Genomic DNA, 17,499 nt, shown 5'->3' with positions numbered 1-17,499 from the left:
TTTTCTGATATTATTTAACCGTAATATCCTTGATATCAACATCGTTAATAAGCTGAACATCAGAAACATTTTTGGCTCCAATCTTCACCACACTTACTTTATACATTACGGAAGGAATGATCTTCCCGCCCAATAAACCCCAAATGTAACTTAGCTGCTCAAACGGTACGGCATGCATTTCTGTTCTGAAAGTAAAGTTGCTTTCCCCGATACCGGTTGCAACATATTCCAATACATTTTTTGCACGTAGAGTTTCAATAACTTTGGAAATGTTTATTAAAGCACTGTCATAATCCGTCATATTGGCTGTAACCATTACGAAAAGATTTACATATGCCGAAGGACTTTCCATTTTTGTAACATTGGATGTATTTTTTACATATCTTGAGATATTTTTCATGGTGGATTCCTCCTGAACGTTCAGTAAGGTAATCACCACTTTATTATCAAGTCCCGCAGCTCCGTCTTCATGCTTTGCGATGTCGTTAACAACAACATCTGCTAAACCGGCAGAATGCAACTCATTTTTTAAAACTGTTAATACTTCTTTTATCATAATTTTTGTTCTTTAGTATTATGGTGCAAACATACAATCAGCCCGACTTAAAAAACGAATATTTTGAGGGCTCCATCCTGTCTTTGCAGTAAATGCTTTTTTTGAATTTTCTTTTAACCTAAAAAATAAATTAATATAAAACAATGATAATCAAACAATTAACACCTAATAAATTTAACAAAAATTTATCCTGATCTAAGGCTTGTGAAATAAACACTGTTAACTGAAGGTAATTTTAAGGCGTAAAAAATGATTATTTTAAGTATAATGTTGTGAGATTCCTCCATTGATTTTTTTATCCGCTCAATATTTTTTCAATTATCGATATCTGATCAGATTTCATCCTTTTCTGAATTAAAAAATTTATCGTTTTTATTATCAGAACAAAAGTTTATGATCTACTGCAAAGACAGAACAGCGAGGTCTTATTATTCGTTATACTGTTTTTCTTCCTCTAATTTTGACCCCATAATTTAAACTTTAATCACAATGAATATTAAAACTCTTTTTGGCAAGCGCAATGAAATTATTGGCGGCCATTTTAATGAATTAAGATCAAAATTGGGTATGGCAAATCAGGACGAAGAAGTTGTTTTTTCTGTAAGAGAAGAAATCTGTAACGCCTGTCCTTTAAAAAACGGAAACAACTGCAATACCCAAAAATGGATTCATCCTCAGACTCTGGAAGTTTCAGATGCTCCGAAAGACGGCTTTATAAGAGGTTGCGGATGCAGACTGAGTGCAAAACAGAGATCCAAATACAGCCTTTGTCCTGCAGGTTTCTGGGGCGGAGAATTTGACAAGAAATAGGCATTTTACGGTAATTCCACCATTGTATAACCTAAATTTATTTAATGTGAAGCAAGATCATATCATTCAGAAAGTTTTTATTGAAATTACGGTAAATAATAAAGAAAAAGGACTGAGTATAAAAGATGATATCAACAGTTTTCTGTCGATGGATATTTTTCCGAAAATAGAAAAATACCTCAGTACTTTTGAACACAGATTAGCAGACCGCACTTTACAGATCCCTAAACTAGAATTGAATCTGGATGTAAAAAGCAGCGCATTAAATTCTGATCTGAAAGATAGAATTGCAAAAGTTTTCGAAGAAGAATTATCTGAAATTACAAATCCTGTATTAAATTCGGATGAGGTTAAGACCAATAATTCTGAAGCGTATCTGTTGACCAACCAGGAAAAGATCCTTCAAAGCTTTATCTATTTTTTGGAAAGAGGAAGTGTGCCATGGTGGAATTCTGATAAAAAAAGTTTTTCTCTCCTTGAGCCAAAGGTATTTAACGCCATTATTCATGCTGATCATTTTCAAAGCAGTATCATTTCTGTTTTTTCTAAACAAAATGTACAGGAAAGAATCATTCATCAGCTTTCTGACGGACAAATTGCCCAATTATGCAATGTCATTTTAAAAGATAAAGTATTAAAAATCAATTTACAATCAGAGATTATACAGTTGATCTCAAAGCTGGATCAGACTAACAGAATTATGGTGTGGAGACTGATTTTAAATATTTTGTCGAGGCATCTGAAATCTCCGAACATTTATATTGAGGATTATTTTTTAGAAGAAATACTGAAATCTGAGACTTTATCAAAAGATTTATTTTTTGTGAAAAATCATTTTCATAACCTAAAAACAGTATTAAAGATATTTCCGATCATCAAAGAGGCTGAATTGATTGAAAAAATTGAAGATACATTCATCAAAAACGATCAAAATACAAAAAAGACAACGAAAAAAAATGAGCAAAATTTTACGGAAATCAATGATGTGGTAATACAGAATGACAAGAATTCTGAACAAAAAGATGAAGAAATTATTTCTGATGAAGGACAATATGTTCAAAATGCCGGGCTGATTCTGATTCATCCGTTTATGAAAACTTTTTTTGAGCATTGTGATCTTCTGGACAAGAAAACTAATCAGCTTTCAGATCCGGAATTGGGTGCGCATCTGCTTCATTATATTGCTACCGGAAAAATAAATGCTCCTGAATATGACATGATATTTGAGAAATTTTTGTGCAATATTCCTCTTCATCAATCGATCAACCGACATATTAAGCTTACGCGTAAACACAAAACTCAAGTTAAAAATCTGATAGAAAGTGTTCAGCATAACTGGAGCGCTATGAAAACATCATCTGCAGAATTACTTCAGAATGAATTTTTTCAACGTCCCGGAAAACTGGTTGTCTCCGACCACGACTGCACTCTTACCGTAAAACGAAAAACGCAGGATATTTTGCTGGAAAGACTTTCGTGGGGAATCGGTCTTGTGAAGCTGCCGTGGAAGAATCAGTTTATGTTTGTGAACTGGTAAAGAGTTTTAAAATCAAAGTCTGTCAAAACATACAGACTTTGATTTTCCTATTTTTAGAATAAATATAACTTAGGATAAATTTTTGCGATTACTTCCCGATGCAGAAAGTAGAAACTACTTTATTTAGAAGGTATTATAAAGATTAAGGTGTACAAAAGAAGTACATAAAAGAGTACGTACTAAGTATTGTAACATTTGATTACTTTTTAAGTCACTTTATAAATTTAATATTTTTTGCTATAATGATATTTATATAATTATCAAGCATTTAAATATTTTTAATTATTAAAAAGTGAAACAATTTTAAATCTCTTTAAATCAATTGCTTATATTTTAAGATTACAATCCATAAATCATATTACGAGAAGTTCGCAGACGGAACCGTGAAATGTATTGATGACGAGATACCGTTTGAGATACCGGAAAGTTGGGAGTGGTGTAGATGGAAAAATCTTTTCCAAATTAATCCCAAAAACACAATAGAAGAAGATCTTGAAGTTTCTTTTGTACCTATGGCCTATATAAAGGACGGATATGCAAATGAAGTTAAATTTGATAGACGACAATGGAGAGACATAAGATTAGGATTTACACATTTTCAAAACCATGATCTGGGTATAGCTAAAATTACACCTTGTTTTGAAAATAGAAAATCTGTAGTATTTAAAAACTTATATAATAATTATGGTGCAGGAACTACAGAATTACACGTATTCCGCCCCATTTTTTTCCCTATTATTTCAGAATATGCCTTATACGTATCAAAGACGGAAAATTTTATTTCAAATGGGATAGCAAATTTTTCTGGAGCCGTAGGACAGCAACGTGTCGGAAAAGATGTTATAGGAGATTATCTTATTGCACTTCCACCCCTAGAAGAAATATCTAAAATTCTCTCAAGTATATCAAAATTATTTTTGATTGTTGATGGCATTGTGAATGATGAGAGTCATTTATATTCTTATATACAAAAAACAAAATCCAAAATCCTCGACCTTGCCATTAGTGGCAAACTTGTTCCTCAGGATCCAAACGATGAGCCAGCTTCCGTCTTGCTTGAACGCATAAAGTCAGAGCATCCCGCAAGCAAAAAGAAGCCTAAAAATAAAGGGGATAACTCACATTATCCCTTTGAAATTCCAAAATCTTGGGAATGGTGTTATTTTGAAGATATTTCAACTAATGATTTAGGCAAAACATTGGATAAAATTAAAAATCAGGGAAAGTATTATCCTTATCTCCGTAGCGTAAATGTTAGGTGGGGAGAAGTTAACTTGGATGACTTGAAAGAAATGAAATTTGAAGATATTGAAATCTATCGTTACTCAATAGAGAAGGGAGATTTACTTGTTTGCGAAGGAGGGGAAGTTGGGCGATGTGCAGTATGGGATAGAGAGAACAGCATACTATATCAAAATGCAATACATCGAGTACGTTTCCATTGTAAAATTGATTCTTATTTGTATATGTATTTTTTATGGCATTATAATGATATACGTTTCCTCGACAATTACAGCAAGGGAGTTACTATTAAACATCTCACAAAATCATCTTTAAATACTATTCCTTTCCCTTTACCCCCACTATCAGAACAAAAACGAATTGTCCAAAAAATTGAAGAAATTTTTGATTCAATTGATAAAATAATAAATTCAATTATAGCGTAAGCATCTGCCTACGCTATAATTTTCAATCTTTACCAATTCACTATTTTATCAACAATTGCTTGTTGTTCACTTGCAGTACGGCGAAGATAAATTCGGGTCGTTTCTATGCTTTCGTGTCCCATAAGGTCGGCAAGCAGTGCTATGTCATTAAATCTATCTAAAAAGTTTTTGGCAAATCGATGGCGAAAAGAATGTGGATATACTACATTCACATTTAAGCCATATTTTGAAGCAAAATGTTTCAACTGTTGAGATATTCCACGGGTTGTAATTCTTTCTCCAAAACGATTAAGAAATATATATCCAGATTTTATACTTTTTGTTTCTAACCATTTGATAGCTTCTGAACGAAGATTTTTAGGAATATATAAACGTCGGATTTTCCCTCCTTTTGTGTACATATCAAGATGTCCTATTTGAACGTGTTCTGCTTTTATCTGCAACAATTCACTAACCCGAGCTCCGGTTGCTGTTAAAAACCAAACGACAAAATACCATTCAATGTTTCCGTCTGCTTTTAACTTTGTTTTGAAAAACTTGTAATCTGCGTCACTAATAACATTTTCTAGAAAATTTTTCTGCTGAACCTTAACAAATTTGAGCTTCAGCCTATCTTTTTTGATAAATTCTAAATACTTATTAATTGCTTGCAAACGCAGATTCACTGTTTGTGGTTTAAAATGTTCGATTAGAAATCCTTTGTAGGCCAAAAGGTTTTCTTTGTTTACTGCCCCATATTGGGTAAGAAAGTGATTTACTGTCCATACATACGATGTAATTGTGTTTTCTGCCAAGTCATTTTTACTTAGTGATTTTTTAAAGTCTGTTACCATTATTCTATTAATTTTTTAAAATAAGACAACAAATTTATCTTGGCTATCTCACATTATCAGAAATTGCCTCAAGGATGGGCAGAATGCACCTTGGAAAGTATTGGCTCTTGGTCTTCTGGAGCAACTCCAAACCGCTCAAATAAAATGTATTATGAAAACGGAACGGTTAGTTGGCTGAAAACTGGCGACCTAAATGATAGCTATATTGATTATATACCAGAAAAGATTACCGACTTGGCTCTTAAAGAATGCTCAGTTAGATTAAATCCAAAAGATAGCGTATTGATTGCAATGTATGGCGCAACTATTGGAAAAATTGGTATTCTAAATATACCAGCTGCTACAAATCAAGCTTGTTGTACCTGCATTACATATTCAGGTATTTATAATAAATTTCTTTTTTATCTTTTGATGGGTAAGAAGAAAATTTTGCAAATGAAGGCAGAAGGCGGGGCACAACCCAACATTTCGAAAGAGAAAATTATTAATTTTCCTATTCTATTACCTCCAAGCCAAGAACAAATTAGAATAGTCCAAACCATAGAAAACTTATTTCAACGATTAGAAAGCATAACAGCAAGGTTATAATTCTGCTGTTATGTTATCTAGTATAGTATATAATGAATTAATTGTTTGTGTTATTATCAATTGTTCTTTAAGCGGGGGAATCGGAATATATTCATTCCTAATTGCTTCGCTAGAAATGGCCAAAAAAGTTGTACCGGTTGCTTTATTTACAAAGATATTTTTAAAATAGGAAACCCAATAATAGGCGAAATCAAGAGAAATTTCATTTAATGGTTTCAAAGAACACAACCCACGACCTATACAAATTTCTCTATTTGTTATGTTTATATCACCAACAGGCGCTCTCACACACAACAATAAGCTATGAGATTGAGCGAGTTTAGTTGGATAAGATGTGAATGTATGGGACGATAATAATATTTTATCTCCAAAATGAGTTTTGCCTTGATGAAATTCATATTTTCCATCACTACTTATGTATTTACCGCTTGGCGATTGTCCCATTATAATATTGAATATATCTTGAAACCTTGTCCATAACCAATTTTCAGGTATCTCAAACGGCAATTTCTGATAATGTGAGTTATCCCCTGCATTTTTAGCATTCTTTTTGCTTTCGGGATGCTCTGCTTTTATGCGCTCAAGCAAGACGGAAGCTGGCTCATCATTTGGGTCTTGAGGAACAAGTTTGCCACGAATGGCAAGGTCCAGGATTTTTGATTTGGTAGTTTTTACAAATTGAATTAAATCCAGCTGGTCTGTTTCTATATCACCTATTAGAGCAAATGCAAAATCAATTTTTTCAACAATACGATTTTGCTCTATTCGTGGTGGAATGGAAATACACAATCGATTTAACATACTAACGTTTAGTCCTGGTTGAGCTGCTCCAGCAGAATGCTGATTAAGATTCATAGCAACTAATGTATAATAAAGCCATTTACTGTTTATATAAGATCCGAAATTCTGAACAACAACTGCATGTTCTGTTGCGTGAAATTTTCCCGAAACATAATTCACATTACCACATAATGCTCCTTGCCTGCCTATTAAAGCAAAATCTCCAGCATGCGTGTATGTTTCAACATATCCGCGAAGACCGTTTCCGCCATAGCACGGATTTAGTTGTGAATTATATTTCTTGTTAATGTCTTTGGCTGATATAAATTGTCCAGCTTTCAAAAAACAAAAATCACCAAATCTCACTGTTTCCCAACTTTCCGGTATCTCAAACGGTATCTCGTCATCAATAAATTTCACAGTTCCGTCTGCGAACTTCTCGTAATATGATTTATCGGAACGGTAAATGTATGATTCGTTCTTATCTCGTTTAATCTTTTTTTCTTTTATTAACTGTTCTTTTTCTGCGCGTATTTTTTCGATAAGTACAGAAGCAGGTTCATCATTTGGGTCTTGAGGAACTAATTTTCCACGTATCGCTAAATCGAGGATTTTTTGTCTTAATTTCTTCGTATCCATTATTCCTCTATTTTGCCGATTATTTCTTTTAATGAAGTTACCGCTCTTGATATATTGGAACTTTTCTCTTCAATTTGTGACAACAATTCGGCAAGCGACATTTCTACGGTCTCTTCTCCTGTTTTAATCCACGTTATATCAAGGCTGGTTTTGTCTCTTACTAATAATTCTGCTGAAGTAAATTTCCGCCAGCGACCGGATGGATTTTCTTTGGAATAAGTTTCTATTCTGCTATTAATATTTTCAGCATTGTAGCATTTTATAAAATCATCTAAATGCTGACGGCGCATAGGATTGGTTGCCAATGTATGTTTTACATTGGTGCGGTAATCATAATACCACGTTTCGTTGGTTTTATTCCCTTTTGAAAAAAACAATACATTTGCTTTGACACCATTGGCATAAAAAATACCAGTGGGCAAGCGAAGAATGGTATGAAGATTAAATTCTGTAAGTAATTTTTTACGAATCGTTTCCCCGGCACCGCCTTCAAACAATACGTTATCTGGCAATACCACCGCTGCTCTTCCGCCATTTTTAAGCATCAGCATAATTTGTTGCATAAAATTCAGCTGATTATTGCTTGTGGAAACATACAAATCGGTACGCATAGCAGCAATATCTGTAGAACCAGCAGGTCTATTCCCGAACGGAGGATTAGCAAGTACTACATCTACCAATGTATGTGGTTCTCTTTCTAATGAATCACAGCATTCTATCGGGCTGCGTTCCGTGCCGATTCCGTGCAGATATAAATTCATTGAAGCGAGGGTTACAACGAGAGGTGTATTGTCGTTACCGTGCAATGCTTTATCTCTCAGGAATGCCCGTTTTTCTTTATCTTGCGACTGCTCTTTCATATAATCGTAAGCAGCAAGAAGAAAACCGCCTGTACCACAAGCTGGGTCGCAGACCGTTTCTCCAATTTGCGGACGGGTAACTTCAACCATTGTATTAATTAATGGTCGTGGAGTAAAGTATTGCCCAGCGCCACTTTTCTTGTCTTGTCCGTTTTTCTCAAGAATACTTTCATAAATTGCACCTTTAACATCTCCATCCATCGACAACCAATTTTCTTCATCAATAAGTGTTATTACTTTTTTGAGATATACCGGTTTATCTATTTTATTCTGGGCTTTTGTATAAATTGTTCCTATCAGGTTGTCTTCCTGACTCAATAATTTTAAGGTTTTCTCGTAATGGTCGATTAAATCAAGTCCATCCAGTTCCGTTAAATCATTCCAGCGATAACCGTCTGGAATAGCAGATTCTTCTCCGAAAATTTCAACATTTTCGTTGTCCATCTTCAGAAATAAAAGATAAGTTAACTGTGTAATATAATCGGTGAAGCCAACACCTTGTGAAGAAAGAATGGTAGCTAAATTCCAGACTTTTTTTGTAAGCGACTGTTCGGTCGCAACTGTTTTTTTTGCCATTAATAATTTTATTTTAAGCAGCTTTTAGTATAAATTGTGAAAGTGAGATGATGGCGGTATTTACAGAATCTGCAGTGCCAAAATCTCTTACCATTTGAGCAACCAAAGGTTTGTCTTCCTCTTTAATGTCGTTAAAATTGCAGCTTCCATTGGCTACAATATAATTAACAACGTTGCGGATGATCTCTTTTTGAGAATCCGTCAAAGGTCGTTGGTTTTGCCCGCACCAAAGTTCAAAGCGACTTGCAGCCATTGATGATAAAGAACGTAGGTCAGGACTTTGTTTGAATGCAAAACGTACTAACTGAATAATATTGGTTAGCGCATCTTTTTCATCTTTTGAGCGAAAAGAGACAACGTGATTCGGGTCCAGGACAGAATAGGTATTCCATAACAGGATAGGATTGAATTTGTTGCTGGCTTGAATTAGTTTTTCTCGTAGTTCCTTCAACATTTTATAAGTAATCGGTTCATTGCTGTTGTTGTAAATAATCCGTAAAGCTTCAATCTCATCTTTATGAGAATTGACATAATTTTCAAATGCTTGTGTGGTGTTCTGAGCTTCTTCAATGGAAAATCCTTTCTCAATTAAATTATCTTCTCCTGGTTGCAAAATGGATATAAATCCTGCATTCAGTTCTAACAGATATTGTCTTGCTTTTGGATTATGTGTAAGAGGACGAACAAGACCTTTTCGTCCAAGATTTGGATGATTAACCTCAATAAAAGGTTCCGATATTCCTTCTTCTAAAGCACTGAATATTTGTAATGCTAAATCTTTTATTTCGATTCTTGCTAAATCTGTGAATTTTTGACGTTGTTTGTCATCCGATTTATTATTGATTCGTGATAAACGGCTTGCCAAAAGTCTTAAATTATCCTCCGACAAATCTCCGTGCGTAATACGCTCTAATAATATTCTCAAAGACATATTAGGCGGCGGTATATCTGCACCAGGACGAGTAACCTGCATTTCGTGTTCTGTTACTCCGACTGCATCTACCAAAAAGAAAAGGTCTTTACTGACTGCATTGGGAGTTACATTACGGAGTTGTTCGTCTCCAATTGTTCTTACACCACGACCTTTCATTTGTGTATAAAGAGCATCCGATTCTACATCCCGCATAAACATAACAACTTCCAAAGGTTTTACATCCGTTCCTGTTGCCACTAATGTCACGGTAACAGCAATGCGGAAATTTTTGTCATTTCTAAAACTTCTTATTAACTGATTGCTGTCTCCTGCGGAATAAGTAATTTTTTGAATAAAATTTTCGGACTGGTTAGGAAATACTTTCTTCGCAATTCGAACTATATTGGTTGCGTGAGCATCATTTAAAGCAAAAATCAAAGTTTTAGGAATATACTCTAATTGAGGTTTTCTATCTGGATAAAGCTCGTTATATATAGAATCACGGTAAGTTTCTAAAATAAGTTTGATTTGCGAAGGATTGATAATACTGCGATTGAGTTCTGTAGAAGTATATGTTTTCTCTTCTGAAGTTCTTATATCTTCTACCTTACCGGAATATTTTGTTATCTGCGTTATATTTTCTCCTTCTTTTACAGCCCCTCCATTTTCCGTCGCTTGAGTTTTAATACGGAACACACGATAATCAACATTGATTCCATCCGCAATAGATTTTTCTAGGGTATAATTTACTATACGGTTATTATTGAAAAAAGCTAAAGTTTCAGGAGCTGGTGTAGCGGTAAGGCCAACCATTTTTGCTGATTTAAAGTACTCCAAGACTTTTCGCCAGTTGCCGTAAATGGAACGGTGGCACTCATCAATAATGATTAAATCAAAAAAGTCAGGAGGAAGATTTAAGTTTCCATCCAATTGTATTTCTTTGCCATCGTTATTAAATGATTCGTCATCATCATTATCATTTAATTCTTGCCCTGTAAGTAGCGCAAAAAGTCTTTGAATGGTTGAAATAACGACATTTGCATCTTTGGGGATTTTAGCAGATTTTAATCGCTCTATTGTAAAAATCGTATTAAATGGTTCTCCTGTTTCTGTAAGTCGGAATGTACCAAATTCTCCTTCTGCCTGTCGGCCTAAATTGTTTCTGTCAACAAGAAACAAAACCCTCTTAATCGGCGTATAAGAAAGTAGTCTGTAAGCAGCCATACAAGCCGTAAAAGTTTTTCCTGCTCCTGTTGCAAGTACCATTAACGCACGGGATTGACCTAATCTGAAACTTGATTCCAATTCAGTAATTGCTTCATATTGACAGTCTCTTAGTCCCTTTTTTTGGAGTGAAGGCAGACCTGCATACTCATCTTCAATTCCAAGCATTTTTACAATCTCTTTTGGCGAATGGATACGAGGGACTGTCAGATAATCTTCATCAAGATTATTAATATTTCTAAATAATATTTCCTTACCGTTTGATAAATAAATGATGGGCAACGGCTGATACCAGTAAGAACACCAAGCAGGCAACCTTTTAGTATATCTTTCAGCTTGCTTCATCACAATATTAGATAGCCGACATTCTTCTTTTTTTGCTTCAAGAATACCTATAGCTTTACCATTAATAAATAGAAGATAATCGGCTTCAAGACTTCCTTTTAAAATCCCTTCTTCGATTGCCACAGCAGAAATATTGGGTGAGTAATGGTCTCTTTTGACAATTTCCCACCCAGATTCATTAAGCATACGATTGATAATTTCTCTTGCTTTTTGTTCTGGTGTCATTTATTTACTTCTATATAATTTATATTATCGGAAGTTATGTACAAAAATAGTTAATTTCATATAATTTACTATTATTCTTTATTGCCAAATAAAAAACCAGTTAGCATAAAAAATATTATTTTTCATTTCTTATTCTCAAAATATTCTTAGAACCTACACTGAGCATAGTTTTCCTATAAAATATACAGATATTGTACTATTATAAGTTTGATCTTCAAAACGTCTTATTTTAATTATTGACATTTTTATGAAATCTCAACATTCTAGAGGTCAATTTAAGGAGTAATTATGCCTAATTTCGCAGAATTTTATAATAAAAAAATATTAAAAATTCATTTATTTTTTCCAAATCACTAGCTTGATTTTAGATTTAAGTAATATTAATATCACAAATATAAATTTTAAATACTATTTTGACTTTTTATTGGTTTGGCTAAACTTAAAACCAAAAATTACCGTAAAAATACGGTGATTTCATTTTAAGAAATATTACTTACATTTGAAACATAATTTTAACGAAACAAGCGTAAGTTTCTATCATTAAGGTAACAGAAAACTCGGAATCTTCTATACAACCTGAAAATGATAGGCTTACGCCCGTGCATGTATATGGCGCGGGTTGTAAGTCATATCTGGTTGTAGGGCATCCGAGTGCCTCTGTTACTGATTGGCTTCAACTCTGCGCCTTTCTTTATTATTACACCTAAAGATTTTTTTGCAGTTGAAATACATTTCAATAAAATACGACACGTTCTGCCGTTCTGCGAATTTATCTTTGCTGCCAGGAACAAAAAAATAATATTTAAAACAAGCAAAATGGAAATAAACAACCGATCAAGCTAAAATAATTTGGCTAATCCAAACCAAAATATGGGGTTTTTACGGATTGCGAACAACTCACAATTAAAAATATATTAGTAACTTAAAATTTGATATTTACAATGAAAAAAAATTATGTAGGTGCATTTCTACTATGCGTACTCTTGGGTGGTTTTTCTTCTGCCCAGGAAGTAGTCTGGCAGAAAGACATCCGGTCTTTTACGCAGGACTTTCTCTCACAGGTCACCACGACCATCGATCAGCAGTATTTAATTACCGGAAGCAGCATCCATCCTTCGACAAGCTCAGGAACCTTACAAAACAACGGCTACGATTTCCATTTAGTAAAACTTAATCAACAAGGCGAAGAGGTCTGGGGAAAATATTTCTCAGGGAAGAACCACGATTTTTTGTCGGCAACGGTTAATACGCAAGAAGGCGGATTTCTTCTTGCCGGAACTTCCTACAGCGGAAAAGGTTTGGATAAAAAAGACGATTCCAAAGGCGGATCGGATTTCTGGCTCATCAGAATCAACGAATTCGGCGATGAATTATGGCAGAAAACCATTGGCGAAACTTCTGATGAAGAAGCAAGAGCCGTGATCCAGACGATGGATTTTGGATTTTTTGTAGCCGGCAATGTGCAGAACTCACCGAGAGGTTACGGTTCCAAAGATATTTTGGTAGTAAGACTGGATAAAAACGGGAAGAAACTATCCCAATTGGTATTAGGCGGAAAAGGATTAGATGAAGTGGAAAAGATGATTCCTACTAAAGATGGAGGAGCTTTGTTAGGGATCTATTCAAGAAGCGGAGGTTTGGATGGAAGCGGGAAGACAGAGGCCGGAAGTAATAAAACCATCAACTATCAACCAAAAACAAGCAACAATTTTGGTGAAGGCGATTACTGGATCGTTAAGCTTTCGAAAGACGGTAAAGTGGAATGGGAAAAGAATTTCGGAGGAAAAGGTGATGATCATTTAAGAACACTGGCACTGACTTCAACAGGCTACCTGATCGGTGGAGAATCCAGATCGGAAAGATCGGGAAATAAATCCGTTGGGATTGAAGACGGAACCGATTTATGGTTGGTTGCTATTGATTTAAGCGGAAATGAGCAGTGGCAGAAATCCTACAGCTTTAAAAACAGGGATGTTCTGATGGGAATGAGTGTCATTGCCGGGAAGCAGGAAGATGGAAGCGGGAAGTCTAAAGGGATTCTGCTGGGTGGTTACACACAGGCGGAAGGAAGGATTGAAAATGATGATGAGACTTTCTGGATGCTGTATCTCGACCAGAACGGAAATGAGCAGTGGAGAAAGCACGTAAAAGGAGAATCCCGAAAAAAAGAGGAACGATTATCTGATATTAAGCTGAACCGTGACGGATCGATTGTACTCGCAGGAACCAGCGCAGAGGAACTAGGAAAAGAAAACTGGAAGATTGTGAAGCTGGGCGACAAACAGGTTGACCAGCTGATCGAAAAACAGGATATTAAGATCTACCCGAACCCGGTAACGGATTATGTGTACGTGGAGCTTGGGTTTGAGGGTTTGAGAGAGGGAGCGTTTGAAGCGGAGATCGCGGTATACGATATGGGCGGAAGAAAGCTTGAAACGGTAAAAACAAAAAACAAGATCACCAAGATCAATACCCAGCCTTTGATTCAGGGGGCATATCTGGTGGTGGTGAAAACCAATGACAAAACGGCGAATGCCAAATTGATTAAAAAATAATACAAATGAAGAAAATACTATTTTTATTCTCACTAATAATGGTGGGTTCTCTGAGTGCTCAAAGTGAGCATAAAATAAGAATTCCCAGTATTGTAAGCCCTCAGGCTTACCAAATGTTAAAATACACGGAAACTCCTGTTTCATACGCTTCAGGACTTCCCCAAATATCAATCCCTGTTTACAGTTATACAAAAGATGATATTGCATTAAATTTAAATCTTTCTTATCATGCAAAGGGTATTAAAGTTAATGAGATCGCTACTGCATTCGGATTGGGCTGGAATTTGAACGGACTCGGAGAAATAACGCGAAATGTAAGAGGGTTAAGGGATGAAAACGAACCGAACGGCTACATCTATACCGATAAAAAAGCTGCGACCGCCACACAGACTACATTGCAGAATTCTATGAGTGGTGCTAACGGAACATCGGTTATTGATTATGAGCCGGATCTTTACAATATTTCTCTTCCCAACGGAAAAAGTGTTCAGTTTATGTTTGCCCAGGATCAATCAAATAATCAGAATAATATTATTACCTATCCTTTGTCGGATATTAAAATTATTTCCCCGTACGGTCAGGGAGTAAATTACTGGCAGGTTATTGACACGGATGGAACGATCTATTATTTCGGCGAAAATGGAGCATATGATATCAGTAAAATGAAATATTACACGTATGATCCTGAAAACGGTTCTCTTCCTGCGGAGGATGTACAGCCATACGATAGCACAATTACATCTTGGAAACTCACTAAAATAAAAACAGTAAATAATAATATTATTGAGTTTAATTACAGAGATGAGAATTACAATCAGGGAAATCACTGTTACAACAACACCATGACTTCAAATTTTCAGTTAATTAACGGACTTAAATCAGAATATCATAATTCTTACAGCCTTACAGGAAATATAGGGAAAAATAGTGTTATTGATAATATTGTTTCCGGTGATGTTAAAATTGTATTTTCCAAAGGAGCTTTAAGGCAGGATTTAAAATACAGCAACCTGATTAATTCGGTGGATGTCTATTCTTATAATGTATTGCAGCGTCAAATAAAATTTAATTTTTCTTATTTCAATTCCACAGATAATTATGTGGCGATGCAGTATGGCTGTGGTCAGGGACTGGATATGAATGAACTTTCAAAAAGGCTGAAACTGGATCAGGTTGTCTACAATGATAAAAACTTAACCAAAATCAACAGTTATTCTCTGGAATACAATACTGATGTAAATCTTCCAAACAGAAACTCCTTTGCTCAGGATTATTGGGGATATTATAACGGTCAGCAGAACATAAACCTTATTCCTAATATGGTTATTGATCCCAAATACCTTACTCAGTACGGGATTCAGGTTACCCATCATAGAAATCCGGGTGCCGATAGACGTATTTATCCTGATTTTACGCAGGCAAATATGCTGAAAAAGATTATCTATCCTACAGGTGGATACTCGATTTACAAGTTTGAAAACAACAGGACATCTTATAAAAGGGACAGTTTAGACCTATCCATTATGGATGCTGCGGATAAAATTTCAGTCTTTGCATCGGCATTAGATTATGATGCTACCTCCCAAAATCCGACCTACTATATTTTTAAGAAAAATCTCACTTTAAGTTCCGGTTTTATTAAAAAATGGGGTATAGATTATGTTTCCAAAGCAGGAGATTGTCAGCCTATAGATCCTAACGGACAGGGTAATATTGACTGTTCCAGATTTAATATTTTTAATTTAGATACTAACTCATATGTTTTTTCAGTAGACAGGACATTAGGAGTGGATAATTATATTCTTGATTTAGATCCGGGCAATTACGAGATACACATTAAAGTGAAAAAGCAGGAATATGACTATTACTCTGCTAATAATCTGCCAATTCCCGACTGGTCAGTTGAAATGAATTATCTAGTAAAAAAAGATTCTGAAAGCTATCATTTCGGAGGGCTTAGGGTTAAGGAAATTCTTACATATGATGAAAACAATAATCTCGTTTTAAAGAAATCTTATTCTTACAACAGACCGGATAAGCCTAATTTATCCTCAGGCTATTTTTATTCTTATCCTAATCACATGGAGATAAAAGAAGCTAAATATGCTGCATACAAAGGTCCCACCGGGGCTCCACCGTGCGGGTTGCATAATCTTGTTGATGGTTATGCTTTGAATTTTTCGTCTTCCAGCTATTTTCCTTTAATTGATTTAGGAAATTATATTACTTATACTCATGTAGAAGAAAAAGAAGTGAATCCAGAAAATAATCAGATAATTACCCACCAATATAAGTATAACTTCGTTGAGCCTTATTTTCATTTTCCCAGTGAACCACAGTCAAGACAGTGGGAGTCCGGAAACCTTTTGAATGACAGCTCTGTCAACACCTCAAAATCATATCTTTATAATTATCATGCTAATATCAAGTCTGTAAAAGGAATCGATACCAGCAGTCTTAACTTTTATGCAAAGTGGATTCCCACATCCAACTGTACAACAGAATTCACCTTGGTAGATTCCAAAAGCATTAATCTTGTCAATGGAAGCTATGAGCTGTTTAGTAATTATTATTTTACACAAACAGAAGATATTACACAGGACAATATTACTTTAAAGAATGAATTTTTCTATAGCAGCCCAAATCATTTTGGACTTACTAAAAAGAAAACCACAGTAACAGAAATAAGTCCTGTTGTGAATGAAACCACCTACGCCTACGCCCACGAAAAAAACAACCAGTTATTGATCTCTAAAAACATGATCGGCATTCCATTGGAAACCACCATTACGCAAACCGTTGGCGGTGTTACCAAAACGCTGGGCAAAACAGAAACGGTTTATCCGACAGCTCTTTCTACACCACAGACCGGAAATCTGGTATTGCCATTGTCTGAGAAGTCGTATGATAAACTGAATAACACGATGTCCACGGATGTAACCTATGATAAATATGATGATAAGGGAAATATCGTTCAGTATACCGAAAAAGACGGAACTCCTGTAACTATTGTATGGGGTTATAATCAGACTGAACCGATCGCCACTATTGAAGGCATCACCTATGACCAGCTTACGGCTACCGTTTCAACCAACGCCATTGTTTCTGCTTCCAATGATGATGCTTCTGATCCAAGTAAAGAAGGTCTGCTTTTAAATGCGCTGAATGATTTCAGAAAATTATCGGCACTTTCAGGAAAGAAAATAACAACCTATACCTATGATCCGCTAATTGGCGTGACTAGTATCACCCCCGTTTCAGGTATCAGGGAAATATTTGTATATGATACAGCAGGAAGGCTGAAGGAAGGAAATATCAAAGGGAAAAATACTTCAGGAGCTGAACTTATAAAGACCCTTAAAAAGAATAACTACAAATTCAAACAATAATC

11 protein-coding genes are annotated in these 17,499 nt (G+C 35.2%); 6 read left to right on the top strand and 5 right to left on the bottom strand.

Annotated features, from left to right (window positions below):
* Positions 1-10: 10 nt before the first annotated feature.
* Positions 11-556 (bottom strand): DUF4255 domain-containing protein, encoded by a 546-nt coding sequence (locus H6W53_RS06015; protein ID WP_185205218.1) that lies wholly within the window; start codon positions 554-556, stop codon positions 11-13.
* A gap of 567 nt (positions 557-1,123) precedes the next feature.
* On the opposite strand from H6W53_RS06015, the gene H6W53_RS06010 reads away from it, so the two are divergent.
* From H6W53_RS06010 to H6W53_RS06000, 3 genes are all read left to right on the top strand, one after another.
* Entirely contained in the window at positions 1,124-1,366 is a 243-nt protein-coding gene (locus tag H6W53_RS06010; protein ID WP_185205217.1) for a hypothetical protein, read from the top strand.
* A 46-nt stretch (positions 1,367-1,412) separates the two neighbouring features.
* Positions 1,413-2,903: a contractile injection system tape measure protein gene (locus H6W53_RS06005; RefSeq protein WP_185205216.1), complete on the top strand. Its 1,491-nt coding sequence runs from the start codon at positions 1,413-1,415 to the stop codon at positions 2,901-2,903.
* A gap of 383 nt (positions 2,904-3,286) precedes the next feature.
* A complete protein-coding gene (locus H6W53_RS06000; RefSeq protein ID WP_185205215.1) occupies positions 3,287-4,570 on the top strand; it encodes a restriction endonuclease subunit S in 1,284 nt (427 codons plus the stop codon).
* A gap of 29 nt (positions 4,571-4,599) precedes the next feature.
* Here H6W53_RS06000 and H6W53_RS05995 read toward each other — a convergent pair whose 3' ends face one another.
* Positions 4,600-5,403: a tyrosine-type recombinase/integrase gene (locus H6W53_RS05995; protein ID WP_185205214.1), complete on the bottom strand. Its 804-nt coding sequence runs from the start codon at positions 5,401-5,403 to the stop codon at positions 4,600-4,602.
* Between the two features lie 39 nt (positions 5,404-5,442).
* Here H6W53_RS05995 and H6W53_RS05990 point away from each other — a divergent pair, with 39 nt between their 5' ends.
* Positions 5,443-5,991 carry a restriction endonuclease subunit S gene (locus H6W53_RS05990; protein WP_194304447.1) on the top strand — a complete coding sequence of 183 codons (549 nt, stop codon included), beginning with the start codon at positions 5,443-5,445 and terminating at the stop codon, positions 5,989-5,991.
* On the opposite strand, the gene H6W53_RS05985 is transcribed toward H6W53_RS05990, so the two are convergent.
* Genes H6W53_RS05985 through H6W53_RS05975 form a run of 3 tightly spaced genes read right to left on the bottom strand, consistent with a single transcriptional unit; the run spans position 5,986 to position 11,553 of the window.
* Entirely contained in the window at positions 5,986-7,410 is a 1,425-nt protein-coding gene (locus tag H6W53_RS05985; protein WP_185205213.1) for a restriction endonuclease subunit S, read from the bottom strand. The genes H6W53_RS05990 and H6W53_RS05985 overlap by 6 nt on opposite strands.
* Entirely contained in the window at positions 7,410-8,846 is a 1,437-nt protein-coding gene (locus H6W53_RS05980; RefSeq protein ID WP_185205212.1) for a class I SAM-dependent DNA methyltransferase, read from the bottom strand. The genes H6W53_RS05985 and H6W53_RS05980 overlap by 1 nt, the downstream gene beginning before the upstream one ends.
* Positions 8,847-8,859: 13 nt before the next feature.
* Positions 8,860-11,553, bottom strand: a complete 2,694-nt coding sequence (locus tag H6W53_RS05975; protein ID WP_185205211.1) for a DEAD/DEAH box helicase family protein — start codon at positions 11,551-11,553, stop codon at positions 8,860-8,862.
* A gap of 941 nt (positions 11,554-12,494) precedes the next feature.
* Here H6W53_RS05975 and H6W53_RS05970 point away from each other — a divergent pair.
* Together H6W53_RS05970 and H6W53_RS05965 are read left to right on the top strand one after the other, a co-directional pair.
* Positions 12,495-14,108: a T9SS type A sorting domain-containing protein gene (locus H6W53_RS05970; protein WP_185205210.1), complete on the top strand. Its 1,614-nt coding sequence runs from the start codon at positions 12,495-12,497 to the stop codon at positions 14,106-14,108.
* Positions 14,109-14,113: 5 nt separating this feature from the next.
* Positions 14,114-17,497: a hypothetical protein gene (locus tag H6W53_RS05965; protein WP_185205209.1), complete on the top strand. Its 3,384-nt coding sequence runs from the start codon at positions 14,114-14,116 to the stop codon at positions 17,495-17,497.
* Positions 17,498-17,499 lie beyond the last annotated feature (2 nt).

Source organism: Chryseobacterium sp. C3 (assembly GCF_014218905.1).
Lineage (GTDB): Bacteria > Bacteroidota > Bacteroidia > Flavobacteriales > Weeksellaceae > Chryseobacterium > Chryseobacterium mucoviscidosis.
Note: the sequence above shows the minus strand (reverse complement) of the source record. Positions and strands in the feature narration are given on the sequence as shown.

Coding starts and splice junctions, on each gene's coding strand:
- H6W53_RS05970 (WP_185205210.1), top strand. CDS start 12,495: ATGAAAAAAAATTATGTAGGTGCATTTCTACTATGCGTACTCTTGGGT.
- H6W53_RS05985 (WP_185205213.1), bottom strand. CDS start 7,410: ATGGATACGAAGAAATTAAGACAAAAAATCCTCGATTTAGCGATACGT.
- H6W53_RS05995 (WP_185205214.1), bottom strand. CDS start 5,403: ATGGTAACAGACTTTAAAAAATCACTAAGTAAAAATGACTTGGCAGAA.
- H6W53_RS05975 (WP_185205211.1), bottom strand. CDS start 11,553: ATGACACCAGAACAAAAAGCAAGAGAAATTATCAATCGTATGCTTAAT.
- H6W53_RS06015 (WP_185205218.1), bottom strand. CDS start 556: ATGATAAAAGAAGTATTAACAGTTTTAAAAAATGAGTTGCATTCTGCC.
- H6W53_RS05965 (WP_185205209.1), top strand. CDS start 14,114: ATGAAGAAAATACTATTTTTATTCTCACTAATAATGGTGGGTTCTCTG.
- H6W53_RS05980 (WP_185205212.1), bottom strand. CDS start 8,846: ATGGCAAAAAAAACAGTTGCGACCGAACAGTCGCTTACAAAAAAAGTC.
- H6W53_RS06010 (WP_185205217.1), top strand. CDS start 1,124: ATGGCAAATCAGGACGAAGAAGTTGTTTTTTCTGTAAGAGAAGAAATC.